The organism is Micromonospora sp. NPDC049903 (genome assembly GCF_044460945.1).
GTDB lineage: Bacteria > Actinomycetota > Actinomycetes > Mycobacteriales > Micromonosporaceae > Micromonospora.
On record NZ_JBITKL010000001.1, the window covers coordinates 515,162 to 539,466 of the forward strand.

Annotated in this window: 25 protein-coding genes and 1 tRNA gene; 12 read left to right on the forward strand and 14 right to left on the reverse strand. The window is 72.0% G+C overall.

All coding sequences use genetic code 11. The features are described 5' to 3' along the window. Nucleotides 1–32: 32 nt before the first annotated feature. Nucleotides 33–1,712 carry a dolichyl-phosphate-mannose--protein mannosyltransferase gene (locus ACIBO1_RS02340; RefSeq protein ID WP_396740801.1) on the forward strand — a complete coding sequence of 560 codons (1,680 nt, stop codon included), beginning with the start codon at nt 33–35 and terminating at the stop codon, nt 1,710–1,712. Nucleotides 1,713–2,036: 324 nt separating this feature from the next. On the opposite strand, the gene ACIBO1_RS02345 is transcribed toward ACIBO1_RS02340, so the two are convergent. Further along, nucleotides 2,037–2,327 carry a hypothetical protein gene (locus ACIBO1_RS02345; RefSeq protein WP_396740803.1) on the reverse strand — a complete coding sequence of 97 codons (291 nt, stop codon included), beginning with the start codon at nt 2,325–2,327 and terminating at the stop codon, nt 2,037–2,039. A gap of 261 nt (nt 2,328–2,588) precedes the next feature. Here ACIBO1_RS02345 and ACIBO1_RS02350 point away from each other — a divergent pair, with 261 nt between their 5' ends. The 4 genes from ACIBO1_RS02350 to ACIBO1_RS02365 all read left to right on the forward strand — a co-directional run bounded on the left by ACIBO1_RS02350 (nt 2,589) and on the right by ACIBO1_RS02365 (nt 6,876). Next, nucleotides 2,589–3,245 carry a 4'-phosphopantetheinyl transferase gene (locus tag ACIBO1_RS02350; protein WP_396740805.1) on the forward strand — a complete coding sequence of 219 codons (657 nt, stop codon included), beginning with the start codon at nt 2,589–2,591 and terminating at the stop codon, nt 3,243–3,245. Between the two features lie 169 nt (nt 3,246–3,414). After that, nucleotides 3,415–4,662 (forward strand): hypothetical protein, encoded by a 1,248-nt coding sequence (locus tag ACIBO1_RS02355; protein WP_396740807.1) that lies wholly within the window; start codon nt 3,415–3,417, stop codon nt 4,660–4,662. Nucleotides 4,663–4,759: 97 nt separating this feature from the next. Further along, nucleotides 4,760–6,064 carry a VWA domain-containing protein gene (locus ACIBO1_RS02360; protein ID WP_396740809.1) on the forward strand — a complete coding sequence of 435 codons (1,305 nt, stop codon included), beginning with the start codon at nt 4,760–4,762 and terminating at the stop codon, nt 6,062–6,064. After that, nucleotides 6,064–6,876: a peptidase gene (locus ACIBO1_RS02365; RefSeq protein WP_396740810.1), complete on the forward strand. Its 813-nt coding sequence runs from the start codon at nt 6,064–6,066 to the stop codon at nt 6,874–6,876. The genes ACIBO1_RS02360 and ACIBO1_RS02365 overlap by 1 nt, the downstream gene beginning before the upstream one ends. Nucleotides 6,877–6,936: 60 nt before the next feature. Here ACIBO1_RS02365 and ACIBO1_RS02370 read toward each other — a convergent pair whose 3' ends face one another. The 5 genes from ACIBO1_RS02370 to ACIBO1_RS02390 all read right to left on the reverse strand — a co-directional run bounded on the left by ACIBO1_RS02370 (nt 6,937) and on the right by ACIBO1_RS02390 (nt 12,447). Continuing rightward, on the reverse strand, nt 6,937–9,354 hold the full coding sequence (locus ACIBO1_RS02370) for a DUF4132 domain-containing protein (protein ID WP_396740812.1): 2,418 nt from the start codon (nt 9,352–9,354) through the stop codon (nt 6,937–6,939). Then, entirely contained in the window at nt 9,354–9,749 is a 396-nt protein-coding gene (locus tag ACIBO1_RS02375) for a hypothetical protein (RefSeq protein WP_396740814.1), read from the reverse strand. Before ACIBO1_RS02375 ends, ACIBO1_RS02370 begins: the two co-directional genes overlap by 1 nt. Nucleotides 9,750–9,785: 36 nt before the next feature. Beyond that, nucleotides 9,786–11,198, reverse strand: coding sequence for a family 43 glycosylhydrolase (locus ACIBO1_RS02380; RefSeq protein WP_396740816.1), 1,413 nt, complete (start codon nt 11,196–11,198; stop codon nt 9,786–9,788). Nucleotides 11,199–11,508: 310 nt separating this feature from the next. Then, entirely contained in the window at nt 11,509–11,943 is a 435-nt protein-coding gene (locus ACIBO1_RS02385; RefSeq protein WP_396740818.1) for a VOC family protein, read from the reverse strand. A 24-nt stretch (nt 11,944–11,967) separates the two neighbouring features. Continuing rightward, nucleotides 11,968–12,447: a hypothetical protein gene (locus ACIBO1_RS02390; RefSeq protein ID WP_396740820.1), complete on the reverse strand. Its 480-nt coding sequence runs from the start codon at nt 12,445–12,447 to the stop codon at nt 11,968–11,970. Between the two features lie 69 nt (nt 12,448–12,516). Here ACIBO1_RS02390 and ACIBO1_RS02395 point away from each other — a divergent pair, with 69 nt between their 5' ends. Next, the gene (locus tag ACIBO1_RS02395) at nt 12,517–13,209 is read left to right on the forward strand and encodes a HEAT repeat domain-containing protein (RefSeq protein WP_396740822.1); all 693 of its coding nucleotides are present in this window, start codon (nt 12,517–12,519) and stop codon (nt 13,207–13,209) included. Continuing rightward, nucleotides 13,196–14,227, forward strand: a complete 1,032-nt coding sequence (locus ACIBO1_RS02400) for a MerR family transcriptional regulator (RefSeq protein ID WP_396740824.1) — start codon at nt 13,196–13,198, stop codon at nt 14,225–14,227. The genes ACIBO1_RS02395 and ACIBO1_RS02400 overlap by 14 nt, the downstream gene beginning before the upstream one ends. Nucleotides 14,228–14,233: 6 nt before the next feature. Here the strand turns inward: ACIBO1_RS02400 and ACIBO1_RS02405 are convergent, their stop codons facing one another. Together ACIBO1_RS02405 and ACIBO1_RS02410 are read right to left on the reverse strand one after the other, a co-directional pair. After that, a complete protein-coding gene (locus tag ACIBO1_RS02405) occupies nt 14,234–15,007 on the reverse strand; it encodes a M23 family metallopeptidase (RefSeq protein WP_396740826.1) in 774 nt (257 codons plus the stop codon). Nucleotides 15,008–15,140: 133 nt separating this feature from the next. Then, the gene (locus tag ACIBO1_RS02410; protein ID WP_396740828.1) at nt 15,141–15,884 is read right to left on the reverse strand and encodes an SDR family NAD(P)-dependent oxidoreductase; all 744 of its coding nucleotides are present in this window, start codon (nt 15,882–15,884) and stop codon (nt 15,141–15,143) included. Between the two features lie 253 nt (nt 15,885–16,137). Between ACIBO1_RS02410 and ACIBO1_RS02415 the strand changes: the two genes are divergently transcribed. Both ACIBO1_RS02415 and ACIBO1_RS02420 read left to right on the forward strand, forming a co-directional pair. Further along, on the forward strand, nt 16,138–16,719 hold the full coding sequence (locus ACIBO1_RS02415) for a DM13 domain-containing protein (protein WP_396740829.1): 582 nt from the start codon (nt 16,138–16,140) through the stop codon (nt 16,717–16,719). A gap of 98 nt (nt 16,720–16,817) precedes the next feature. After that, nucleotides 16,818–17,513, forward strand: coding sequence for a proteasome protein (locus ACIBO1_RS02420; protein WP_396740830.1), 696 nt, complete (start codon nt 16,818–16,820; stop codon nt 17,511–17,513). Nucleotides 17,514–17,613: 100 nt separating this feature from the next. On the opposite strand, the gene ACIBO1_RS02425 is transcribed toward ACIBO1_RS02420, so the two are convergent. Continuing rightward, nucleotides 17,614–18,072, reverse strand: coding sequence for an ArsI/CadI family heavy metal resistance metalloenzyme (locus ACIBO1_RS02425; protein WP_396740832.1), 459 nt, complete (start codon nt 18,070–18,072; stop codon nt 17,614–17,616). Nucleotides 18,073–18,178: 106 nt separating this feature from the next. On the opposite strand from ACIBO1_RS02425, the gene ACIBO1_RS02430 reads away from it, so the two are divergent. Genes ACIBO1_RS02430 through ACIBO1_RS02440 form a run of 3 tightly spaced genes read left to right on the forward strand, consistent with a single transcriptional unit; the run spans nt 18,179 to nt 19,685 of the window. Beyond that, nucleotides 18,179–18,547, forward strand: a complete 369-nt coding sequence (locus tag ACIBO1_RS02430; protein ID WP_396692371.1) for an ArsR/SmtB family transcription factor — start codon at nt 18,179–18,181, stop codon at nt 18,545–18,547. After that, complete coding sequence (locus tag ACIBO1_RS02435; protein ID WP_396740833.1) at nt 18,544–19,281, forward strand: aquaporin; 738 nt, start codon at nt 18,544–18,546, stop codon at nt 19,279–19,281. The genes ACIBO1_RS02430 and ACIBO1_RS02435 overlap by 4 nt, the downstream gene beginning before the upstream one ends. After that, complete coding sequence (locus ACIBO1_RS02440) at nt 19,278–19,685, forward strand: arsenate reductase ArsC (RefSeq protein ID WP_396740835.1); 408 nt, start codon at nt 19,278–19,280, stop codon at nt 19,683–19,685. Before ACIBO1_RS02435 ends, ACIBO1_RS02440 begins: the two co-directional genes overlap by 4 nt. Nucleotides 19,686–19,913: 228 nt before the next feature. Here the strand turns inward: ACIBO1_RS02440 and ACIBO1_RS02445 are convergent. From ACIBO1_RS02445 to ACIBO1_RS02465, 5 genes are all read right to left on the reverse strand, one after another. Further along, nucleotides 19,914–19,990 (reverse strand) — tRNA-Ala (locus tag ACIBO1_RS02445). Between the two features lie 299 nt (nt 19,991–20,289). Further along, nucleotides 20,290–21,177 carry a hypothetical protein gene (locus tag ACIBO1_RS02450; protein WP_396740836.1) on the reverse strand — a complete coding sequence of 296 codons (888 nt, stop codon included), beginning with the start codon at nt 21,175–21,177 and terminating at the stop codon, nt 20,290–20,292. Nucleotides 21,178–21,362: 185 nt separating this feature from the next. After that, a complete protein-coding gene (locus ACIBO1_RS02455) occupies nt 21,363–22,004 on the reverse strand; it encodes a GNAT family N-acetyltransferase (protein ID WP_396740837.1) in 642 nt (213 codons plus the stop codon). Between the two features lie 30 nt (nt 22,005–22,034). Next, a complete protein-coding gene (glp, locus tag ACIBO1_RS02460; RefSeq protein WP_396740838.1) occupies nt 22,035–23,348 on the reverse strand; it encodes a gephyrin-like molybdotransferase Glp in 1,314 nt (437 codons plus the stop codon). After that, entirely contained in the window at nt 23,345–24,298 is a 954-nt protein-coding gene (locus ACIBO1_RS02465) for a UTP--glucose-1-phosphate uridylyltransferase (RefSeq protein ID WP_396740840.1), read from the reverse strand. Before ACIBO1_RS02465 ends, glp begins: the two co-directional genes overlap by 4 nt. Between the last annotated feature and the right edge of the window lie 7 nt (nt 24,299–24,305).

The window sequence follows — 24,305 nt, forward strand, 5'->3', positions numbered from 1 at the left end:
CAGCGGCCCCCTCCGCAGCCTACGATCGCCGGGTGACGAGTGCGTCGACAGCACAGAGCGCGAACACGGACCAGCCGGGGCCGGAGCAGCCGGCCGCCTCGACCGGTGACACGGGCGGCGGTGGCGTACCGGCGGCGATCCGCCGTCGGCTGGCCACCGTCGAGGCCCGCGTGGACCGTAGATCGTGGTGGGCCACCGCCGTGGTGGTGGCGATCGCGGCGGTGTTGCGCTTCGCCAACCTCAGCCATCCGCCCGGCAAGATCTTCGACGAGGTCTACTACGCCCGGGACGCCTGGGGGCTGATCGACAAGGGCGTCGAGTGGAACTACAAGGACGGTGGACCGTCGTACGTGGTCCATCCGCCGCTGGGCAAGTGGTTGATCGGTCTCGGTGAGTGGGCCTTCGGCTACGCCGACGCCGAACACGGCATCTCGGTGCCCGGCGCGCTGACGACCACCTCGCCGGAGTTCGGCTGGCGCTTCTCGGCGGCGCTGTTCGGCACGCTCTCGGTGCTGCTGCTGATCCGCATCGGCCGCCGGATGTTCCATTCCACCGTGCTCGGTTGCGCCGCCGGCCTGCTGCTCGCGCTCGACGGCTTCCACCTGGTGCTGTCCCGCACCGCCCTGCTCGACCTCTTCCTGCTCTTCTTCGTGCTGGCCGCCTTCGGTGCGCTGGTGCTGGACCGGGACGCGCAGCGTCGACGCTGGGCCCGGGCGCTGGAGGAGGGGCTGGACCCGACCGCCCGGGGCCGCGCCGGCCGCCCGCCCGGCGGCTGGCGGAACTGGCCCTGGTGGCGGCTCGCCGCCGGGGTCCTGCTCGGCTGCGCCTTCGCGGTCAAGTGGAGCGCGTTGTTCTTCGTGCCCGCGTTCGCACTGCTGATGCTCCTCTGGGACGTCGGTGTCCGCCGCTCGGCGGGGGTGCCCAGGCCGTGGCGGGCCACCATGCTCGACGGGGTGCCGTGGATGGCGCTCGCCGGCCTGCTGATGGCGGTCACCTACGTGGCGTCCTGGTCGGGTTGGCTGCGCAGCCAGGAGGGCTACTACCGGCTCGCCGAGCGCTACCCGGACGCCGGGCTCAGCGACCTGCCCGTGGTCGGGGCGCTGTGGAACCTGGTCCAGTACCACCAGGCCGCGCTCGGCTTCCACGGCCAACTAGACGACCCGCACAAATACCAGTCGTGGCCCTGGCAGTGGCTGCTGCTGGGCCGACCGGTCGCCTTCCACTGGACCAACGACAGCCCCTGTGGCGCGGCGAGCTGTGCCGAGGAGATCCTCCTGCTCGGCACCCCGCTGCTCTGGTGGTCGTTCCTGCCCGCGCTGGTGGCGCTGGTCTGGCTCGGCCTGGCCCGCCGGGACTGGCGCGCCGGCACGATCCTGCTCAGCGTGGCCGCCGGCCTGTTGCCGTGGTTCTGGTTCGCTCTGGACGGGCGGACGATGTTCTCGTTCTACGCCGCGCCCGCGCTGCCGTTCCTCGTGCTGGCGGTGGTCTACGTACTCGGGGCGATAGCGTCGCCGGCCGGGCCGAGCGGCACCCGACCGGTCCTCGACGACGAGGCCACCCGGGACCGCCGCCTGGTGGGTGGGGTGATCGTGGGGGCGTACATGGTGCTCGTCGTCCTCTGTTTCGCGTATTTCTATCCGATCTTCGTCGGTCAGTCGCTGCCGTACGCGGAGTGGTCCGCACGGATGTGGCTGGACGGTCGCTGGATCTGACGCCGACGGCGAAGGGCCCGTACGCCACGGCGTACGGGCCCTTCACGTCTGTCCCGACGATCAGTCCGGACAAAAGGACGCGCCCCGATCGCCTGCCACGGGGGAAGCGGGCGATTGGGGCGCGCATCTGCAGCTTAACCACCCATGACCAGCGGCACAACGGGGCGGCTCGGGTCAGATTTCCGACCGGGGCCCGTCACGGGGACGATCCGTGGCGGGCGGCACCCTCGGGCGACGCTGGACGAGCGCCGCGCCGAACCGGAAGTCGCCTCACGTTTCACCTGGCCAGTGGCGTGCCCGGTCCGGGCGGCGTGGTGGCCGGGATCACGTCGTCGGTGGGCTCGCCGGGTGCCTCGGGCGACGGGGCAGCCAGCCGAGGAACCGGTCCTGCAACGAGGTCGATCCGGGTGCGTGCAGGTCCTCGACGGCGGCGGCCAGGCACGCGCCCAGATAGACGCTGAGCATCGGCCGGTCCGTCCCGTACTCGATCAGCAACTGGGCACGCTTCGGCTCGCAGGGCCAGTCCGCGCCGCAGGTGCCGCAGGTCCAGTCGGGAGTCACCGGGGCGTGTTCGGCCACCCGCTGCGACGGCACCTCACCACCGGTCTCGGTCACCGCACTCCCCGAGCGATCCGCCACACCTGTCATCGCGCTCCCTTCCGCCTCCACACAGGACCGCGGGTGGGCACCCGCCGCCGCGCCACAAGCACCGTGCGCCCCAACAGCGCCCGGGGTCGGCACGGCGTTACGTCGTTGCGGTACGTTGACCAACCATGACCGCCGCGACACACCGTACGCGCCACCTTCACGCAGAGCACTCGCCGCCGGTCGACGGTACCGGGGCGGCCCGCCGAACGCACCACCCGGTGATCGCGCGTGCGTGACCTGTTGCCTCCCGAGGTGGCGGTGGCGGTGGCCCGCGAGCAGGACTGGTCCGGGCAGCTCTACGCCGAGGAGGCGGCCGGTCTCGGGGAACGCGCGGTGGACAGCCGGCGTCGTGACTTCACCGCGGGCCGGGTCTGCGCCCGACGGGCCATGGCGGAGCTGGGCCTGTCGCCGGTCGCGGTACCCGCCGCCGAGGACCGCGCGCCGGTCTGGCCGGCGGGCACGGTCGGCAGCATCACCCACACCCGGGGCTACTGCGCGGCGGCGGTCGCGCGCCGCAGCCAGGTGCGCGGGGTCGGCATGGACGCCGAGCAGCACAAGGAACTGAGCCCGGGGGTACGCCGACTGATCTGCCTGCCCGAGGAGGAGGACCGGTACGCGCGCCTGCCCTCCGGCGTCTCCTGGCCGACGGTGGCGTTCAGCGCCAAGGAGACGGTCTACAAGCTGTGGCACCCGATCGTCGGCACCTGGCTGGACTTCCACGACGCGGTGGTGGAACTCGACCCGGAGACCGGGACCTTCACGGCGCGCATCGCACCGGCGCGGGTCGACGCCGCCCCGGTCGACCGCCCACCGACCCGGGTGACCGGCCGGTACGCGGTCGACGCGGAACTGGTCCGCACCGCCGCCGTACTCCTGCCGCAGTGAGCCCGCCACGCCCCCGTCGCCGGTACGCGCCTGAGCGTCACCACCCCTGACCGGGCCGTACGGCCCCTGGTCCTCCTCCGCTCGGACCCCTACCGGTGGCCGCTCGGTGTTGCCCGCCCGAGGTAGCGTCAGGCGGTTCGCGTTCGACGTCAGGTGCCCGAGGAGTACGGTGAGCGACCCCCAGCCCCCATCCGGGCCGCAGGACCCCTACCAGCCGCCGCAGCCGCCCAGCGATCCGTGGGCGCCCCTGCCGCCGGTCGGGCAGCCGAACGACGCGCAGCCCGACGGCACGTGGTCCGCCCTGCCCGACGACCACGACAGTGCCTGGGCCGCCCCGCAGCCACCGCCCGCCCCACCGGTCTCGGGCGCGCCCCAGCCGCCGGTCTCGGGCGCGCCCCAGCCGCCGGTCTCCGGCGCCCCCCAGTACCCGGTCTCCGGTTCTCCCCAGTACCCGGCCGCAGGCTCCCCCCAGCAGCCGGTCTCCGGATCGCCGCACTACCCGGCCTCGGGTGCCCCCCAGCCGCCCAGCTCGGGATCGCCGTACGCGCCGCACCAGGCCGCCGCTGGCGGGTACCCGCAGCACGACCCGTACCAGGCCGGTGTCGGGTACCCGCAGGCCGGCGCCGCGTACCCGTCGCACGACCCCTACCAGGCGCCCGGCGCCTACCAGCAGCCTGGACCGTACGCGTCCGGCGGCTACCAGCAGGGCGGCTATCCGCCCGGCGGCACCGGCTACCCACCGGCGGCGCCCGGCTACCCGTTGGGACCACCGCAGCCCAGCGGCGGCTCCGGCAACAAGACCGCGCTGATCGTGGTGGCCGTGGTCGCCGCGTTGGCGCTGCTCTGCTGTGGCGGCGGCGTCATCGCGCTGCTCAACGGCACGGATGACGAACGGGAGACCGGCGCGCGGCCCATACCGTCGGCCGCCTCGCCGGCACCGGACCCGCCGCCGAGCGCCGCGCCGACCGAGGCCGCGCCACCGCCGCCGCCCCCGCCCACCAACTCGCCGCCGAGCGGCGAGACGTACAACCTGAGCATCGGCACCACCCTCGTGGTGAACGACAACAACGGCACCGTCGAGATCACCGTGACCCGGGTGCGGACCGTGAACGAGGGCTGCCGGTCGTTCGCGCCCGAGCCGCGGAAGGGCCGCTACCTGATCGCCGACGTGACGGCCACGGTGACCAAGGGCACCGGTTCCATCAACCCGATCTACTTCGAGTGGGTGGCCGCCGACGGGACCTCGGTCAACGGCCTGGCCGGGATCCTGGCCGGCTGCGGTGAGTCCCTCGGTTCCGGCAACAACCTGCCCGAAGGCACCAAGCGGACCGGCACCGTCGTCTTCGACGTCGCCGACACCAACGGTGTGGTGGAGTACAAGCCGCTGTTCCGCTCCGCCGGCTCCTGGCGGCCGTAGCGCACACCGGTGGTACGTCGGGCGAGCCGCGCGAGTGGGCCGGCTCGCCCGACGACCGGAGTGATCGTCCTGAGTGGACATCGCTACACTCCGCCCGGTGATCAACAAGAGATGGTCGTCAGCCGCCCTGTTGGGGCTGCTGGCGGCGACCACACTGGCCGGCCCCGCGTCGGCCCGGGCCGACGACGACCAGGCAGAACCCGTCGCCGAGCCGCCTCGCGTCCAGCTCGTACTGGACGTGAGCGGCTCGATGCGGGCCACCGACATCGACGGACGCAGCCGCATCTCGGTGGCGCAGCAGGCGTTCGGCGAGGTGGTGGACGCCCTGCCCGACGAGACCCAACTCGGCATCCGGGTGCTCGGCGCCACCTACAAAAGCCAGGACAAGCAGCAGGGCTGCCGGGACACACAGCAGATCGTGCCGGTCGGCCCGGTGGACCGGGCGAAGGCCAAGGCCGCAGTGGCGACACTGCGCCCGACCGGCTTCACCCCGGTCGGGCTCGCCCTGCGGGAGGCCGCGAAGGACCTCGGCACCGGCACCACCGCCCGGCGGATCGTGCTGATCACCGACGGGGAGGACACCTGCGCCCCGCCGGACCCCTGCCAGGTGGCCCGGGAACTGGCCGCCCAGGGCACCACGCTCGTGGTGGACACCCTCGGCCTGGCACCCGACGAGAAGGTCCGCAAGCAGCTTCTCTGCATCGCCGCCGCCACGGGTGGCACGTACACGGCCGCGAACAGCGCCGACGACCTCACCGACCGGCTCAAGCAACTCGTCGACCGGGCCCGTGACACGTACGCCACCACGCCGGCCAAGGTCGACGGGACCGACGTCTGCGACGGCGCGCCACTGCTCTCCCCCGGCGTCTACACCGACCGGGAGACCTTCTCCGAGCACCGCTGGTACCGGGTGCCGGTCCGCCCGGGACAGGAACTGCGGGCCTCGGTCAGCATCGCGCTCGACCGCCCGATCAACCCGGACCACGGCGTACTGCTGCGGGCCACCGCGACCGACGGCCGGGAACTGGTCCGGGGTGTGGACGCCGGCAGCGGACGCACCGACGTCGTGTCGGCCGGCCTGCGCTGGTCGGCCACCGAGGACGACGACGCCGAGCGCGACGAGGACGCCACCCCCAGCCCGACGGCGAGCGCCACCCCGGCCGTGACCACCGTCTGTCTGGTCGTCAGCAACATGTTCTCGCCCCAGGCGGGCACCGCCAAGGACCCCGGAATGCCGGTCGAACTGACCGTCGACGTGGTCGCCGCCTCCCCTGCCCCGGACGGGCCGGACCTGGGTCGCGGCTGGGTGCTGCTGCTCCTGCTGACCCTGGCCGGTCTGCTCACCGGGCTCGTCACCGGCCTGCTCACCCGCTGGTGGGTCGCCACCTGGAGGGAGAACTGATGCGTACCCGATCGGCAACCGTGGTCACGCTGCTGGCCGCCGGCATCGCGCTGGCCCCGGGTGCGGCGCTGGCCGCACCCACCCCCACCCCGTCGCCCGGTGCCGCCACCGTGACCAAGGCCGGCACCACGTTCCTCAGCGCCACCCCGATCGCGGCGGGCCAACCGGTCCGGGTGGGTGCCTCCACCGGTGAGTACCTCTACTGGTCGTTCCCGGCGGCGGCGGGCGAGACCCACGAGATCACCGCGACGGTCTCCCTCGCCGAGCAGCGCACCGGCACGTCGACGTGGACCGTCGAGGTCTTCGACGGGCTGCGCCGCCGCCAGGCGTGTACGGCCGGCGCGCAGACCCCGACCGCCGACTCCTCGGTGCGTACCGTGGCCATCGGCTGCACCCTGCGGCGCGTCCGGCCCTGGGCGGAGCCGTGGTCTGCGGACCCGCTGCCCGGCACGTACTACGTGCGCCTGTCGGTGGTCGACGTGCCCGAGCCCGACCTGGGTCGTCCGATCGACGTGGACCTGCTGATCTCCGCCAGCGGGGACGCCGGCAGCGCCCCGGAGGACGGCCGGCTGGAAGCCCCGCTGGTGGCACCGACCAACGCCGGTGCCGTGCTGGCCACGGAGCCGACGGTCGCACCGGCCGACGAGGACGACGACGGCTGGAACATCGACCTCACCGGGTGGCTGCCCGAGGCCGGCTCCCGCTGGATCTGGACCACCGCCGGTGGTGTCCTCGCCGCCGTGGCCGGTGTGGTCGGTTTCGCCCTGACCCGCCGTCCGTCCGCCCGGCGGGTCCGCGCTAGCACCACCTGACCGCCGAAGATCTTGGTTCGAGACGGCACCGGAAAGGGCCGTCTCGAACCAAGATCGTTCTCAGGTCCTGATCTGGTGGGTGATCGTCGGGTCGGTGATCTCCGAGTCCTCGGCCAGCAGCATCGCCTTGCTGAGGATGACCGCGAGCATGCCGTCCCCCTCGAACGGCAGGAAGTGCCGCTCCCCCGGGTTGGTGGCGCCACGGGCCGGCACGATGCAGAGGTACTCGTCGTTCGGGCTCATCAGGATGTTGCCCGAGCCGAGGTGGATGCGGTAGGTCCGCAGGTCACCCTGGACCACCAGAAACCGGCCGTCGACGTGGGCGCGCTGCCCCACCGCCAACCGGGGCAGCAGCCGGGTCAGCAGATCACGCCGGGTCTCGGCGGTCGCGGACAGCTCTCCGAAGCTGTACGACGTCCAGTAGTCCCGGAACCGGCCCTGAGGCCCGCCGTCCGACCACGTCGGGTCGTTGCCGACACTGGACACCCCGACGAACAGGTCGACGTCCCGCATGACCTCGCTGAACACCAGCGGCGGAACCTGGTCCAGCGGCAGCGCCTCGGCCGGTCTGCCGTTCGTCCAGGTGCCCGTGGAGTAGCCGCCACCGGAGGCGTGCGTCCAGTTCTGCGCGGCGGCGATCGGATAGAAGCGCACCTGGTCGGTGACGAGCCGCAGGTACGACCCGCTCTCGGTGCAGTCGGCCTCGTAGTCGTCGCCGGCACCCTCCACCCAGTACTCGGCACGCAGGCCCCACCCGGGCAGCTCACGGCTGGTCGGCGGGTAGGTGTCGTCGACCATCAGCCGCAGCCGGTCCGACCAACCCCGGACCGCCGCCAGTGCGTGATATTGATGTTGGCGCAGGATGTGGCCGGCGAACCGGTTGGAGTAGGTGCCGGTGGTCTCCTCGGCCGGGGTGAGCAGGTACACCTCGCGGTGGGCCTGCTTGAACGGCTGGACGACCTGATGCCGTTCCAGCCACTCGCGCCAACCCACCACCTCCGGCACCGGTCGACCGATCGGGTGCCAGATCCGCACCTCGGCGTGGTCGGCGGCGCTGACCCGGGTGTCGTCCAGGGTGCGCAGTTCACCGTCCGCCCAGCCGCAGGGCACCCCGTCGACCAGCCAGAGCAACCGGCGGGCCAGCGTGCCGACCAACGGATGGTCGAGGTAGCGCTGCCGCCAGGCGGTCAGGGTCCAGACGCGCTGGGCCAGGAACAGCCGGTCCAGCCGGGCCGCCTGGGCGGAGAGCATCCCGGTGATCTCCTTGGCCAGGCCCTTCAACTCGGCGAGTTCCGTGGCGTGGTCACGGCGTACCGCCGCCGGCGGACTCTTCACCTGTCGGCCGGACTCGGCGAACCAGGCCAGGGTGGTGCCGCTGGAACCGATCAGCAGCTCGGCCCGGCAGCCGCCGAGGGCCACCCGGTGCCGACCCACCTCGGTCAGGCCGTAGTCCGGGACGGCCAACTCCTCGATCTCGTCCCGCCCGATGCCCATCGCCGTGGCGCGGGCGTCGAGCGCCTTGTCGATCTCGTTGCGGGTGCCCTTGTAGGTGACCCGGGCCGACAGCCGGGCGAGTTGCGCCAGCGCCGCCTCGCCGTCGACCCGACCGAGCACCCCGACCGCCGCGTTGGCCACCTTCGGGCAGGCCGGCCCGATCCCGGGCAGCCGCCGCAGCATCGTCTCGACCAGGCCGCCGACGCGGCGTACCTGCTCGGAGGTCGGTGTGGACCGCTCGACCAGCCAGAGCAGGCCGCGCAGCACGTCCGCGTTGGCCGGGGCGGGCGGTGACTGCGGGGTACGGGAGGCGGCGGCCAGCCACGGGTCCAGCACCTGCGATACCTCGGCCGGGTCGACCTCGGCGAGCAGCCGGGACGCCTCGGTCGACCAGGCGACCGTGGGACGGGCCGCGACCGCGGTGCTGGCGTGGGCCACCAGCCGCTGCCAGGCCGGGCCGAGGGTGGTCAGCTCGGTGCTGATCTGCTCGACCCACGGGTCGCCCGGGTCGAGCTGCGGGCCGACCAGCTCGACCACCAACTGCCGCAGACGCTGGCTCTCCCCGGACCGTTCGGCAAGCACCTTGAGCAGGTCGGCCGGGAGCGGACCGGTCACGGCCACCCCTCGGGCGACGATCTCCAGCGTGCCGGGCGTGAGCGGGCGCCAGCCCCGGACTGCGTACCTGGTCAGGTCCTTGAGCTGCTCCGGGGTCAGCTCGGTGGGGAGCCGGCGGGCGACCTGGTTGATCAGTTCGCAGGCGGTCCAGTCGTGTCTGCGGCGCTTGATCGCGATGAGGACCATGGCGTGCACCAGTCGGGCCACGTCCGGGCCGGGCAGTGGACGCAGCGCGTCGCGTACGCCCACGTCGTCGCGGCAGTGCCGGGCGTGGGCGTAGAGGTGGCTGGCCAGGTCGGTAAGGTCGTCGGCGGCGATCAGGTCGCGGACCCGGGCGGCGAACCAGGCGGTGTCGGTGGCGGTGGTCATCAGCCACCCACCAGCGGGACGAGCTTGAGGAAGGTGACCTCGGTGTCGCGACGCAGGTCGACCTCGTCGTCGAGCTCGGTGACCTGACGGTCGTCGACCAGCACCACGAAACCGTTGCGTCCGAACGCCTCCTCGGCCAGGGCGACCTGCCGCTCGGCGTCGACCCGGCGGCGCGCACGCTCGGCCCGGTCACCGTTGAGGGCCTGCTCCGTCGCGTGGGGCGCGACGAGCAGCCGGCGCGGCTGCGGGGCGGCGGCGTTGTACTCGGCCACCTCCTGGTGGATCCGCCGCCGGATCAGCTCCCGCAGCGTCAGCCGCTCCTCGAAGATCTGCAGCGCCCACGCGGGTGTACGAGCACCGGCCGTGCTCTCGTCTACGAATGTCACCGTCGCCATGCCGCGGGAGTCTAGGTACGGCCCCCGACAGAGTGCTCAGTCCAGGGCGAAGGTGGCCGACGCGCGCCCGGGGGCGTCCGAGACGGCTTCCAGGTGGAGCAGCCCGTCGCGGTGCCGGACGTACTGACCGGGGAAGTTCACCGACTCCAGCGACACCTTCGCCGCGTCGGCGAGCCCGGCCCGGCGGGTGAACGTGGCGTCCTGCCGGAACAATGTGGAGCCGTCGCTGCGCTCCACCCAGAGCTGGTGGTTACGGTGCCGCAGGTAGTAGCCGGGATAGTTGGTCGACTCCAGCGAGATGGCTGCGGAGTTGGAGAGGCCGGCGACGATCCGGAACTGCGAGTCGGCCAGGGCGGTGACGTTCGGCTCCAGCCGCGCCCGGAACTCCCAGTGCCGGATGTAGCGGTCCGGCAGGTCGTGCGCGCGCAGCCGCACCGGGCTGAGGCCGTCCGGCACCGGTACGCCGAAGTTCGGCGTCCCGTCGGCGTTCCAGTAGACCCGCTGGAGTCGGGTACGCCGGTTCGGGTCGGTCAGCGGGTCGTAGCCGTTGCCGAGGTACCGCTCGTAGTTGCGGGAGTGATAGACGATCACGTCGCTGCCGTCCTCGGCGACGGTGAACGAGTTGTGCCCCGGCCCCCACTGGCCCGTCCGGGCGTCGCTGGCCAGCACCGGTGTGGACCGCTTGCTCCACGACGCCGGGTTGAGCAGGTCGCTGGTGGCCGAGGCGGTGAGCAGCCCGACCGCGTAACTGGCGTCGGTGGCGCTGGCCGAGTACGTCATGAACACCCGCCCGTTGCGGATCAGCACCGCCGGTCCCTCGTTCACCCGGTACCCCCGGGTCTCCCAGGCGTGCGTGGGGGTGGCGATCAGGGCCGGGGTGCCCGCGTACGTCCACGGGTTGACCGCGCGGGCCAGATAGATGTTCGAGTTGCTGCCGGCGTACTCGGCCCAGGCCAGATAGCGCACTCCGTTGTGGACGAAGGTGGTGGCGTCGAGTGAGAAGCTGCTGCGTGCCGGTTGGAGTTGGCCACGTTCCACCCACGGCCCGTCCAGCGGGTTGGCCGCACTGCTCTCCAGCACGTACGGCCGGATGGCCCAGATGTCGTCGGTACGTCCGGCGGCGAAGTAGACGTACCATCTGCCGTCGATGAAGTGGATCTCGGGCGCCCAGATGTGCGCGCCCATCTCGCCGCTGGCGTGCCTGCGCCAGATCACCCGTTCGGTGGCGGTGGCCAGCCCCTGGAGCGTGGTGGCGCGGCGCAGCACGATCCGGTCGTACTCGGGGACCGTGGCGGTGAGGTAGTAGTACCCGTCGGTGTGCCGGTAGACGTGCGGGTCGGCACGCTGCTCGGCCAGCGGGTTGGTGAAGGTGACCGCAGCGGCCTGCGCCGGCACCGCCCCCACCACCGCGGCGCCTGCCGCCAACACCACGACCGCCGCCACTGCCACGACCCGACGAACACCACGTCGCACCACAGCCCCGCCCTTCCGCCACGAAAGGAACACCTTCATCGCATTGATAGCGCTAACAAATCACGCCCGTCAAGGGACGTTCATCTATACGAAATCCCCCCGGGCGCAAGGAGGGGCATCTTCCTAACGCCTCCGGCGAAGCAGGGGACCCCTACTAACACCCCACCCCACCAGCACCCCCGAGGCACGCGTTGATCAAGAGGTTTTCGTGCTCGACAGGCACTCATCGAGGCCAAAACCTCTTGATCAACGCAGCGAGACAGCGGTGGGTGGGTGGGTGGGGTGCTCAGTCGAGGCAGAACTCGTTGCCCTCGACGTCCTGCATCACCAGGCAGGACTCGTTGAAGCCGTCGGATTCCAGCAGCCGTACCCGGGCTCCGCCGAGCGCGACCAGCCGTGCGCCCTCGGCTTCGAGCGCGGCCACACGTTCCGCGCCGACGAGCCCGGTGGCGGCCCGTACGTCGAGGTGCAACCGGTTCTTGGCCACCTTGCCCTCGGGTACGCGCTGGAAGAACAGCCTCGGGCCCGCGCCGGTCGGGTCGACGCAGGCGAACGCCGAGCCCTGCCGTTCGGGCGGCAGCGCGCGGTCGAACTCGGCCCAGTCGGCGAATCCCTCCGGTGGCGGCGGCACCACATATCCCAACACCTCGCACCAGAAACGGGCGACCCGCTCGGGTTCTGCGCAGTCGAAGGTCACCTGCACCTGCTTCACGGACGCCATCGACCCACCGTATAGGGCAGTTCCTCAGGCCGGGGGCCTGCCCTGCGACAGCCGCGCGATCCGCGCGTACTCGGCGGCCATCTCGGGTGTCGCCAGGAAGTCGTCGAGGTCGGCGGAGACCTGGTAGTCGACCTGCTCGACGGAGCGGAGCGCCAGCTCGTAGAGTTCGCCCCGCTGCCCGGTCTCCAGGTACGTCGTCCAGTGTTCCAGCGCGGCGAGGACGATGAGCAGTTCCGGGTCCATGTCGCCGTCAGTGAGGACACCCTCGTCGATCCGCGTCATCAGTGCCCGTGACGCGGCGGCGTCGGCCGTCCCGACGGTCTCCCGGGCGAGCGTAAAGGCGGCTACCGCGTCCTCGTCCAGTTCCCCGTCGGCGGCGATGTCGACCAGCCGCTCGTCGCAGACGAGACGGGCCACCGTCTCGATGCCGAACACCCGGAGCTCGTCCTCCCCCGCCGTGTCGACGAGTCGACGGATCGCTGCTTCGACCTGGTCGTATCGCACCACCGCAGTCTAGGGAACACGCGAGACTTGACCCTGTCACAGTGTCAAGGTCTTCACTGGTGGTCGGAGGTGGTTCCCATCGACTCGACAGGCAAGCCCACGCCCGCCGAACGAGTGGTGGCCGCGTTGGCCGCCGACGACTCGTCGACGCGACTCAACGCGGCCCTGGCCGTCGGCACACACCCGGACCCGGGCCTGGTGGACGCGCTCGTGGCCCGATGCGGGGTCGAGCCGGACTTCTTCGTGCGCGACATGCTCACCTGGGCGCTGACCCGGTTGCCGGCGGAGATCACGATGCCGAGGCTGCTGGCGGAACTCGACTCCGCGCACGCCCAGGCCCGCAGTCAGGCACTGCACACCCTGTCCAAGATCGGGGACCGGAGCGCCTGGCCGGCGATCACCACGGCACTGCTTCGCGACGCCGACGACACGGTGGCCCGGACCGCCTGGCGGGCGGCCGTCGTCCTGGTGCCCGACGCGGAGCGGTCGGCGCTAGCCACGGAGCTGGCCACGCAGTTCGGCCGGGGTAACCGGGAGGTCCAGCTCAGTCTGAGCCAGGCCCTCGTCGCGCTGGCCGACGTGGTCGAGCCGGTCCTGGAGGCGGCGGCCACCCACCGGAACCCGGCGGTACGGGTGCACGCCCGCGCCACGGAACGGCTGCTGTACGACCCGGAGGCCGGATTCGACCTCGCCGTGCACGAGGCGAGACGGGTCGCGGTCCTCGGACCGGACCGGGAGGAGTCGCCTGGTGCTGATCGGTGAGGTGGCGCGCCGCTCGGGGGTCAGTGCCCGGATGCTCCGGCACTACGACACGCTCGGGCTGGTCCGCCCCACCGGCCGCACGGTGGGCGGCTTCCGGGAGTACACCCCGGAGAACATCCGGCGGATCTTCCACGTGGAGGGGCTGCGCTCGCTGGGACTGTCGCTGCGCGAGATCGGTCGTACCCTCGACGATCCCGGCTTCACCCCGGCGGCGCTGGTCGGCGACCTCATCCGCCGGACCGAGGAGCGGCTGCACCGGGAGCGCGAGCTGCTCGACCGGCTCCGCACGGTCGATGCCGCCGAGCCCGCCGACTGGCCGGAGGTGGCGCGCCTGATCGAGCTGCTGCACGGTCTCGGTTCCGGCAGTGCGGCGCGGCGTCAGCAGGCCGTCCTGGCCGAGCACGCGTCGGCACCCGCCGAACTGCTGGCCGAGGCGGTGCTCGGCGAGACGGATCCGCACGTCGCCGGTGCGTTGCGCTGGGCTCTCGCGCGGGCGTCCGGCGGCGGCGCGGCCCGGGTGGCGTCCGGCCTGACCTCGGATGACGCCGAGGTCAGGCGGCGCGCGGTCCAGGCGCTCGCCGAGTTGCCCGGCGACGAGGCGAGCGGCGCCCTCGTCGACGCGCTCGCCGACGCCGAGCCGACGGTACGGGGGCCGGCGGCGCTCGCGCTCGGTGCCCGGGGCGACACCCGGGCGGTACCGACGCTGGTCGGCCTCGTGGTCGACGGCCCCAACGACGTCGAGGCGGCCGAGCTGCTGGGCACGCTGGCCGTGGATCCGACGTGGGCGAAGCGGATCATGGTGGCGTTGGCCGACGCACTCGCCGATCCGGGCGCGGACTCGGCGGCACGGATGCGACTGACTCAGGCACTCGCCGAGATGCCGGGGACTCTCGCGGCGGGCACGCTGCGCCGGTTGACCCGCGACGACGACCGACCGGTGGCGCTCGTCGCGTCGGCCCTGCTGGCCGTCCTCGACGGGCGGGTGGGTGACGCCGGTGACCGGCGCGGCGCGACCTGACGCCGGTCAGGCCGGGACGTGCCCGTTCAGGTACGCGTTGATCTGGTCGATCTCCAGCTGGTTGAAGATCTCGGGCTGGTCGGCGGCCTGGTTCGAGTTGATGATCCGCTTGAACAGGTTGTAGTGGGCCATCGACCGCAGCCCGATGACGCGGTTGGGGGTGACCAGGTACCCGGTGCCGCCGGTGCTCCAGATGAGGTACATGAGTCCGTCCTTGGTGAGAATCGCAGGTGGCTGGCCGGGCGCCCCGGCGTAGGGAGCGCCGGTGAGGATCGACTCCGGGTCCACGCGGTGCCCGTTCGGATGGAAGATCTCCAGGTGCAGGTGCGGCCCGGTGGACCGGCCCGTCGAGCCGACGTTGCCGAGGTGCTGCCCGGCGGCGACCTGCGTGCCGACCCGCACCACGGGTACGTCCCGCAGGTGGCCGTAGACGCTGCGCCACCCGTCGGCGTGGGTGACCGTGGCGTGGTGGCCGAGCCCGGCGGCGCTGTAGGTGACGCCGGTGACGGTGCCGGCCGCGATCGACCGGACCGGATAGCCGAGGATGCCGGCGGCGCTGTAGTCGGTGCCGTTGTGCTGCCGTCGCTCGCCGGTGATCGGGTCGACCCGTACCCCGAACGACGAGGTGATCGGAACCCACTTGTCGAACGGCCGGTTCCAGCGGGGCGTCGCCCCGTACGCCGCTTCGGCGAGCCACGCCTCGGGGATGACACCGACGGCGAGGGTGGCGGTGATCAGACCCAACAGGCGCCGACGATCGACCAGGTGACCTTCGTCCACAACCGCTCCAGCCGGTAGCCGGGACACGTCCGCCGACACCGCCGAGCGAAACGACGATCTTCGATCGAGCGGGGTTTGGAGTCTAGGTCACCGTGCAGTCGGGACGCCACCCCTCAGGCGGTCGCGCCACGCCTCAGGCGGTCGCGCCGCCGTCGATCGCGATCGACGCACCGGTGATGTGTCGGCCGCCGTCGCCCACCAGGTGACTGACCGTCGCGGCCACGTCGGCCGGCGATGCGTACCGCCCGAGGGCGATCTGCGTCCGCTGCGCGTCGGCGCCGGCGCTGTCGGCCGGGTTCATGTCGGTGTCGGTCGAACCGGGCAGGATCAGGTTGACGGTGATGCCGCGCGGGCCGAGTTCACGGGCGAGCGCCCGGGTCAGCCCGTTCACCGCACTCTTGGTCATCGCGTACGCGCTGACTCCGGGTGCGGGGACACGACTGGCGAAGCTGCTGCCGATGTTGACGATCCGCCCGCCCTCGCCCATGTGCCGCACCGCCGCCTGCGTGGCCAGGTACACCCCGCGGACGTTCACCGCGACCGCCCGGTCCAGCGCGTCGAGGCTGACCGACTCGATGGGCCCACCCGCGAACACCCCCGCGTTGTTGACCAGGATGTCCAGCCGCCCCAACTCGGCCACGGTCCGCTCCACCGCACCGACGACCGCCCCCGAATCCGCGCTGTCCGCGCTGATCGACAAGCCCGTGCGACCGTACGCCTCGATGTCGGCCAGGACGGACTTCGCATTGTCCCCCGCCGTGCGGTAGGTGAACGCCACGTCGATCCCGTCCTCGGCGAGCCGGCGCGCGACGGCGGCGCCGATGCCCCGACTTCCACCCGTGACCAGGGCAACCCTGCCGGCAGTTCTGACCGTCATACCGCAATCCTGACAGTTCACTCAGGATCCCGATCATCCGGGTCACCCGTCACCACAAGCTGTTACGCAGGTCCCATCCACGCCCGACGATGGGTGTCGAACGCATCCCAGCCCCGGATCGGGGCGGCCTCGCACCCTCGGCGAGACTCCCGCGCGGACGCTGCGTCCACGGACTCCCGCACGCAAAGTGACGTAAGAATCCGAAATGGACTGGAGCCGCCTGTCGGAGCGATCATCGACATAGGCTCCGGCGATGACGCGCAAACCCCTGACCTGGCTCCTGGCCGTCCTGCTGGGCGGAGGTGCGGCATTCGGTCTCTTCTGGTTCCAACCATGGAAGCTGTTCACCAACCAGGTGGTCGCCGAGATACTGCCGATCACCGACGCAGCCGCGCCTGAGGGATCACCGTCGGCGGAGGTGGACCCCTCGGGCGAGGCGTCACCCTCCGCCGAGGCATCCGTCGCGCCGAGTCCGAAGAACGTGCTGCTGGCCAGCGGAGAGTTCGTCACGCATGAGCACGAGACCACCGGCACCGCCCGACTGATCCGGCTCTCCGACGGCAGTCACCAGTTGGCACTACAGGACCTCGCCACCTCCAACGGCCCCGACCTGCGAGTCTGGCTCACCGACCAGCCGGTGCTCCCCGGCCGGGCCGGCTGGCACGTATTCGACGACGGGCGATGGCTCGAACTCGACCGGCTCAAGGGGAACCGGGGCGACCAGGTCTACGACATTCCCGCAGACGCCAATCTCGATGACTTCCGCAGCGTCTCGATCTGGTGCAAGCGGTTCTCGGTGTCCTTCGGCGCAGCCGAGCTGCGGAAACCGTCCTGACCCGCGCTGTGGCTGGCCCGACACCTGTCGGGGTGTAGGCGGACGGGATGGCGGGTACCTCGCGCCCAACCCCGCCCCCCCCTGCCCAGGAGGACCCCATGACCGTCGTACTCGCCATCGTCTGCAGCGACGGGGTGGTGATCGGCGCGGACTCCCAGATCACCGAGAGCGACCGCGGTCTGAGCTTCCCCGCCCAGAAGCTGCACCCGTTGGGCTCCTGCGCCGCCTGGGGCGGCAGCGGTGCGCGGGGCGTACTCAACGACCTGCGCCCACTCCTTGAGGAGTCGGCCACCGCCATCCTCGAAGCCCCCGACATCGGCGGCGAGTTGCAGGAACGCGTCCTGCCCGTCTTCAAGAAGCACTACGAGAACTACATCCCGGACGTGCCCGGCGAGAACGGCGGCGGCGGGGTGTCGGCGTACCTGCTCGCGGTCGGCTACAGCCAGGGCGGGCCGTGGATCGTGGAGATCAACCCCAACGGTCTCATCGGCCGCTACGAGGACGTGGGCTTCCACGCCATCGGCTCCGGCGCGCCCATGGCCCAGCAGGCCGGCGCGCTGCTGTCCCACTTCCGGATGACCACGCGCACCGTCGAGTACGGCGTGGTGGGCGTGGTCCGGGTACTGGAGGCGCTGGAGCGGACCTCGCCGTCGGTCGGCGGCCCGTTCAGCGTCGCGTGCATCCGCGAGGAGGGCGCCCACCACCTCGACGAAAAGGAGATCGCCAAGGCGCTGAAGGACTCCCAGCGCTGGCGCAACCTCGAACAGAAGGCGCTCGACGGGCTGTTCGACTGACACCGGGCTTGCCACCGTCCCGCCCGCCGCCCGGCTCGTACTCTCCCACGAGGGCCGAGGCGTCACGGGCGGGACGTGTGCTGCTGCGGTCGTGTGCAGGTCAGCAGCAGGTGCCGGTGGCTGCGGTGGTGGCGGGCTGCTTGTCGGCGGCGGGGGTGCCGCAGGCACTCGCGGTGGTCTTCTCCAGGTGGTCGGAGTCGGCCTTAACGGTGTAGACCTCCCAGGGTTCGTCACCGGGGCCACGCACCCAGACCTTGTCCTGGAGGGCGTAGCAGCATTCGGTGCTGTTCTCCTCCAGGGTGATCAGGCCGGATTCGGTGAGGCGCTGGGTAGCGGCGTTGACCTCTTCGGTGGTGGAGACCTCGACGCCCAGGTGGTCCATCACGGTCGGCTGGCCGGGCTCGCCCTCCAGGAGCACGAGCTTCATCGGCGGGTTCTGGACGGCGAAGTTGGCGTAGCCGGGGCGGCGCTTGGCCGGTTCGACGCTGAACAGCTTCGAGTAGAAGGCCACGGAGCCTTCGAGGTCGGACACGCGCAGGGCGAGTTGAACGCGGGACATGGGTTCTCCTCTCGGCAGGACCGCCATCACCGACCCGTCCTGCCTAGATGATTTTCGAATCAGCCGCCACGTTGCCTCTTGTTTTGAGATCTGTCAACCTAGACACATGTCAAAACAAGCCGTACCGGTGGTCGACCTGAACGCCGTGGCCTGCTGCGCCCCGATCGCGGCCCGTCCGATGGACGACGACCAGGCGGCGGTGGTCGCCCCGATGTTCAAAGCCCTGGGCGACCCGGTCCGGCTCCGGCTGATGTCGATGATCGCCTCGGTACCGGAGATCTGCGTCTGTGACCTGACCCCGGCGTTCGACCTGTCCGGGCCCACCATCTCCCACCACCTCCGGGTGCTGCGAGACGCGGGCCTGGTGGACTCCGAGCGGCGGGGCACCTGGGTCTGGTACCGGGTCCGCCCGGAAGCCTTCCGCCAGCTCGGCGCACTGCTGGACATCCCCACGGCCACTGCGGCCACGGGGTGAGCCTCGCGCTGGCCCGGCGGGCAAGCGCAGAGTTCACCGGTACGGCCCTCCTGGTCACCGCCGTCGTCGGCTCCGGGATCGCCGCCACCCGGCTCTCCCCGACGGACGTGGGACTCCAGCTCCTGGAGAACACGGTTGCCACCGCCCTCGCTCTGGGCACGTTGATCCTGATGTTCGGCCCCGTCTCGGGCGCGCACTTCAATCCGGTCGTCTCGGCCGTCGACTGGTGGCTCGGCCGCCAGTCCGGGACCGGTCTGACTCTCCGGGACCTGGCCGCCTACGCCTGCGCGCAGGTCACCGGGGCCGTCGCCGGGGCGATTCTGGCCGCCCTCATGTTCGGGCTCCCGCCGGTCACCTGGTCCCACACCGACCGCACCGGCGGAAATCTGTGGCTGGCCGAGGTGGTCGCCACCGCCGGGCTGGTCCTCCTGGTCTTCGCCCTCGCCCGTTCCGGCCGCACCACCGCGGCCCCGGCCGCCGTCGGCGCCTACATCGGATCGGCCTACTGGTTCACCTCCTCGACCTCCTTCGCCAACCCGGCGGTCACCATCGGCCGAGCCTTCACCGACACCTTCGCGGGCATCGCCCCCGCCTCCGTACCCGGCTTCGTCGCCGCCCAGCTCGTCGGCGGCCTGCTGGCCGTCGCGGCCCTCGCCGCCTGGTACCCCCACGCCGGACACGCCGCTGACGCGGTGGTCGTGCCCCACCTCACCCGAGAAAGCGAAGCTCGATGACCGACAAGCCCAGCGTCCTGTTCGTCTGCGTCCACAACGCCGGTCGCTCCCAGATGGCCGCCGCCTGGCTACGCCACCTCGCCGGGGACACCGTCGAGGTCCGCTCCGCCGGCAGCGCACCCACCGACCAGATCAATCCCACCGCCGTCGAAGCCATGCGGGAAGTCGGCATCGACATCACCGACCAGACCCCGACCCGACTCACCTGGGACACCGCCGAAACCAGCGACATCATCGTCACCATGGGCTGCGGCGACGCCTGCCCGGTCTTCCCCGGCAAACGCCACGAAGACTGGAAACTCACCGACCCCGCCGGCCAATCCCTCGACGTCGTCCGCCATGTGCGCGACGACATCAAGGCTCACGTCACCGAACTGCTCGCCAGCATCGAGCCGGAGACCTGACAACCACCCGCCCGCATCTCCCGGCCGCCCTGAGGATGCCCGGGGTCGGACTCGGGTCGGAGACGTACCTGCACCGGTGGCCGAAGGAGAACCGTCGCCGCGACATCGTCAACACGGCGCTTCGGGAGGCTGCGGAGAACCGCTCGGGGTCGGCAGTTCCGGGCTGAGTTGTGCCGGATCTGTGCCAAATGATCAATGGCCAGCGTTTCCGCTGGCCATTGTTGTTGCTGGTGGAGCTGAGGGGATTTGAACCCCTGACCCCCTCGATGCGAACGAGGTGCGCTACCAGTCTGCGCCACAGCCCCTCCGCCGATTTACCGGCGTTGGTCCCGTCCGGCTTTCACCGGGCGGGCCGGCGACAAGGCTAACAGGTCGGCCGCCTTCGCCGCGAACCGCCCCGCCCGCCCGACACCCCAAGATCCACCCGATCTCACCGGACGCCAGCCCCTCGGACCCCACGAGTCGCACGCCCTCGTCCGCGACCAGGCGCCGGAGAGGCCAGCCGACAGACGGGACGGGCGGAACGAGCGGGGCGGGCGGGTGCACGGCGGCCCGCCGCAGTGCGGGAGGTGCGCTGTGAGAGTCGCCGGCGGGGCGGGACGGATCAGGCGCTGTGCGAGCCGCGCCCGGCCTCGTAGGGGCGACCGCGCAGGCCACCGGCGCGGCGGTAGGAGACCGAACCACCGCTGGCGGCCTGTGGCAGGTCTGCGGGGCGGTCCAGGCCCATGGCGGAACGCCGGACGGACTCCCGCTGGGCGGCCAGGCGACGCTGGGCCTCCCGGCGGGCTGCGGCGCGGCGTGCCTGTTCGCGGCGCACCTCGGCCTGTCGGGCGGCCAGCCAGGCGGCCTCGCGGGCCCGGGCACGCCGTCGACGGCGGTCGGCGAGTGCGCGGGCGCGCAGGTGGACGACGTACACGACGAGCAGGGTGCCGGTGACCGCGAAGCTGATCCAGAAGCCGGGGCCGACCACCAGGACGCCGACCATTTCGACGGCGTTGAGCAGCACCAGGGCGGCGAGGACCCGGCGGCGGCGGTAGACGGCCGGGGTGTGTGGGCGGCGGCGGTCGGGCCGGCGGCGTGAACGGTTCCCGGTCGGCGCGACGGAGCGCAGCCGACTCGGCCGCCCGGACCGGCGCGATACGGGAGCGCTGTCGACCGAGCCTGCGGAAAAGGGGTCGCCAGCCGCACCACCGGAGCGAGCAGGTGCGCCCGGGGAGTCACCGGTGCGGGGTGCGGGTGGCCCGGAGACGGGGGCGGCGAGCTGCCCCGAGCTGGGATCCTCGCTGAGTGTGACGACGAGGGCACGGGACGGGTTGACCGGTCTGCGGCCGGGGACAGTGCGGCGTCGTCGGCGGCGCTGGAGCACCCGCGCCGTCGACTGCGCCCGCTCCGCCACCAACCGCTCGGCGGCGTCGTACCGGCGAACCAGCGCCGGAGCGAGAGCGAGCAGACCGGCGGCGGCGAGGACGGCGAGGAGCACCGAGGTCGGCACCCTCACCCCTCCCGTCACCAAGATTCGGAGCAACCGCCGACCGGCCGCAGGATCTTTCACCGATCGGCGTCGGCGACGTGAATCATGCGGAGCGGGCAGCGCCTGCCGCAGCTTGCAGTTACCTGAGGTTACGGGTCAGGCTGGCCGGAACAACCGCGCCGCGCCGATTCCGCACGTGGGACGGCTCACGGCGTACGGGCGCGCAGCCGGTGCCAACGGGCCTGCAGCCCGCCCTCGGCGGCGATCTCCTCGCTCGTCATCGCGTACCCGATGTGGTCCCGCCACGCGCCGTCGATGTGCATGTAGCGCGCGTGGTACGCCTCCTCGCGGAAGCCCAACTTCTCCACCACGCGGCGGGACGGCCCGTTCTCCGGCCGGATGTTGACCTCCACCCGGTGCAGTCCACCGGGCCCGAAGGCGTGGTCGACGGCGAGCGCCATCGCGGTGGGGATCACACCCTGGCCGGCGACTCGACGGTCCACCCAGTAGCCGACGTAGCCGGAGCAGAACGCCCGGCGCACGATGCTGCCGATGTTGATGTGCCCGACCAGGCGTTCCGCGCCGTCGGCGTACAGGCAGACCGCGAACGGCATGCCCTCGCCGGTACGCGCCGAGCGCCGCTGGTCGCGGTGGACCCAGCGGAAGGTGGCCGGCGAGTTCAGATCGGCCCAGTCACCGGCCGGCGTGGACTCCCACGGAGCCAGCCACTCCCGGTTGGCGCAGCGCACCTCGGACCAGGCCGCCGCGTCGGAGCGTCGGTACGGCCGCAGCAGCACCGGCCCGTCGGAGAGCACCACCGGCCAGCCGGGCGCCCGTCGGAACCGCACCACTCCTCCACTCCCGAGCGTCACCCGGATTCACCGTCGACGGTCGAGCAGCAGCACGTCCACGGTGGAGCCGGCAGCGGCGGCGGTGACCCGCTCGCCGAGAACGAGAAGCCCGTTCGCCTCGGCCAGGCCGGCGAGGGTGAACGGACCACCGCTGAGCGGTTGGACAGTGTAACCCCCACCTCGACGCTCCGCGACGTGCGCGGGCCGGAACTCGCGCAGGCCCACGGGTGAGGAGACCGTCTCCAGCAGGTGTGCCCGCACGCTGGGGCGGAACACCGGTTCGGCACCGGCCAGCAGGTTGATCGCGGGGCGGGCCAGCACCTCGAAGCCGATCATCGCGGCGCCCGGGTCGCCGGGCAGGCACACCACCGGCACCTCCTCGGCGCCGACGGTGCCGAACCCGAGCGCGGTACCCGGATAGAGCGCCACGTCGGTGAAGGTGACCGGTCCGGCACGGCTGCCCTCGCGGCGGGACAGGATGCGGCGGACCATGTCGCCCGGCCCGGTGCCGGTGCCGCCGGTGGTGATGATCAGGTCGGCCCGCAGGGTCTGGTCCTCCAGCAGGCCACGCAGCCCCTCCGGGTCGTCGTCGCAGATACCCACCCGGTACGCCAGGGCACCCGCCTCCGCCGCCGCGGCGGTCAGCGCGTGCGAGTTGGCGTCGACCACCTGACCGGGCTGGCTGCCCCGGCCCACGTCCACCAGTTCGTCTCCGGTGGCCACGATCACCACCCGGGGGCTGGGGCGGACCACCACGTGCCCGATACCGGTGGCGGCGAAGACCGCGACCAGTGCCGGTGAGACGTACGTGCCGGCGCGGGCGAGCAGGGCGCCGGCGGTCACCTCCTCGCCGGCCCGGCGTACGCCGTAGCCCCGCTTTGGGGCGCGGAAGATCTCCACCGCCGCCATGCCCTGGTCGGTCCACTCGACCGGGACGACCACGTCGGCGGCGACCGGCAGTGGGGCTCCGGCGGCCACCGAGAAGCACGAGCCGGGGGTGAGTCGGACCGGCCGCCAGCTCGCCGCGCCGAGGTCACCGACCACGTTGAGGCGTACCGTGCGGCCACCCGGACGGCCGGACTGGGCCGGGACGTATCCCACGCCCCGAGCCCCGCCGGCGATGTCCTCCCAGCGCGCGGCGTACCCGTCCACGGCCGCCTGGTCGAAGGCCGGGAACGAGTGCGGTGCGACGACGTCCTCGGCGAGGACGTTGCCGTGCGCCTGGGTGAGGTCGAGGTCGAGCGGAGGCAGCGCGCGTAACCTGCGCAGCACACTGCCCAGGTAGTCGGCGAGCGGCGTCAACCCGTTTTCGGCCGCCTCGGCGTCGGCCGTCGCGGTCATGTATTCGGACCGCCCGACGCGTCGGAGTTGACGAACTCGGCCAGCCACTTGCGGAACTCGGCGCCCAGGTCCTCGCGCTCGCTGGCGATCTGGACCACGGTCTGCAGGTAGCCCAGCGGCATACCGGTGTCGTAGCGGATGCCGCGATAGACGATCGCGTGCACCGGGGTGCCCTCGGTCCGCAGCAGCTCCATCGCGTCGGTGAGCTGGATCTCGCCGCCGCTGCCAGGCTTGGTACGCCGGATCGCGTCGAAGATCTTGCCCGGCAGCACGTACCGGCCGAGCACGGCCAGGTTGCTCGGCGCCTCCTCCGGCTTGGGCTTCTCCACCATGCCGGTGACCCGGACGACCTCCCCGATGTCGGTCAGCTCGGCCTCGGCCGGCTCGACCGAGGCGATGCCGTAGCGCGTGGTCTCGGCCGGGTCGACCTCGAAGAAGGCGAGCACCACGCCACCCGTACGCGCCTGCAGCTCCAACATGGCCGGCAGCAGCGGCTCGGAGAGGTTGACGAACTCGTCGCCGAGCAGCACCGCGAAGGGCTCGTCGCCGACGTGCGACTCGGCGTAGCCGACGGCGTGGCCGAGGCCGAGCTGCTCGGGCTGCCGGCAGGTGTAGATGGCGGCCAGTTCCTCGGTGCGCTTGACGGCGGCCAGCAGCTCGGGCTTCTCCGCGAGCCGCTCCTCCAGATCGGGGCGGCGGTCGAAGTGGTCGACCATCGATGTCTTGCCGCGCCCGGTGATCAGGAGCACGTCGCCGATACCGGCCTGGGCGGCCTCCTCGACGATGTACTGCAACACGGGGCGGTCGACGACCGGCAGCAGCTCCTTGGGTACCGCCTTGGTCGCCGGCAGGAACCGGGTGGCCAGGCCGGCGGCCGGGATGACGGCCTTGACGGCACGGGGACGACCGGTGGCGGCGGTCGCTGAGGGGTTCGCTGAGTGCTCCGACATGTCGCGA

Coding starts and splice junctions, on each gene's coding strand:
- ACIBO1_RS02430 (WP_396692371.1), top strand. CDS start 18,179: ATGTCAAAACAAGCCGTACCGGTGGTCGACCTGAACGCCGTGGCCTGC.
- ACIBO1_RS02370 (WP_396740812.1), bottom strand. CDS start 9,354: ATGACCACCGCCACCGACACCGCCTGGTTCGCCGCCCGGGTCCGCGAC.
- ACIBO1_RS02375 (WP_396740814.1), bottom strand. CDS start 9,749: ATGGCGACGGTGACATTCGTAGACGAGAGCACGGCCGGTGCTCGTACA.
- ACIBO1_RS02420 (WP_396740830.1), top strand. CDS start 16,818: ATGACCGTCGTACTCGCCATCGTCTGCAGCGACGGGGTGGTGATCGGC.
- ACIBO1_RS02440 (WP_396740835.1), top strand. CDS start 19,278: ATGACCGACAAGCCCAGCGTCCTGTTCGTCTGCGTCCACAACGCCGGT.
- ACIBO1_RS02425 (WP_396740832.1), bottom strand. CDS start 18,072: ATGTCCCGCGTTCAACTCGCCCTGCGCGTGTCCGACCTCGAAGGCTCC.
- ACIBO1_RS02410 (WP_396740828.1), bottom strand. CDS start 15,884: ATGACGGTCAGAACTGCCGGCAGGGTTGCCCTGGTCACGGGTGGAAGT.
- ACIBO1_RS02385 (WP_396740818.1), bottom strand. CDS start 11,943: ATGGCGTCCGTGAAGCAGGTGCAGGTGACCTTCGACTGCGCAGAACCC.
- ACIBO1_RS02365 (WP_396740810.1), top strand. CDS start 6,064: ATGCGTACCCGATCGGCAACCGTGGTCACGCTGCTGGCCGCCGGCATC.
- ACIBO1_RS02465 (WP_396740840.1), bottom strand. CDS start 24,298: ATGTCGGAGCACTCAGCGAACCCCTCAGCGACCGCCGCCACCGGTCGT.
- glp (WP_396740838.1), bottom strand. CDS start 23,348: ATGACCGCGACGGCCGACGCCGAGGCGGCCGAAAACGGGTTGACGCCG.
- ACIBO1_RS02415 (WP_396740829.1), top strand. CDS start 16,138: ATGACGCGCAAACCCCTGACCTGGCTCCTGGCCGTCCTGCTGGGCGGA.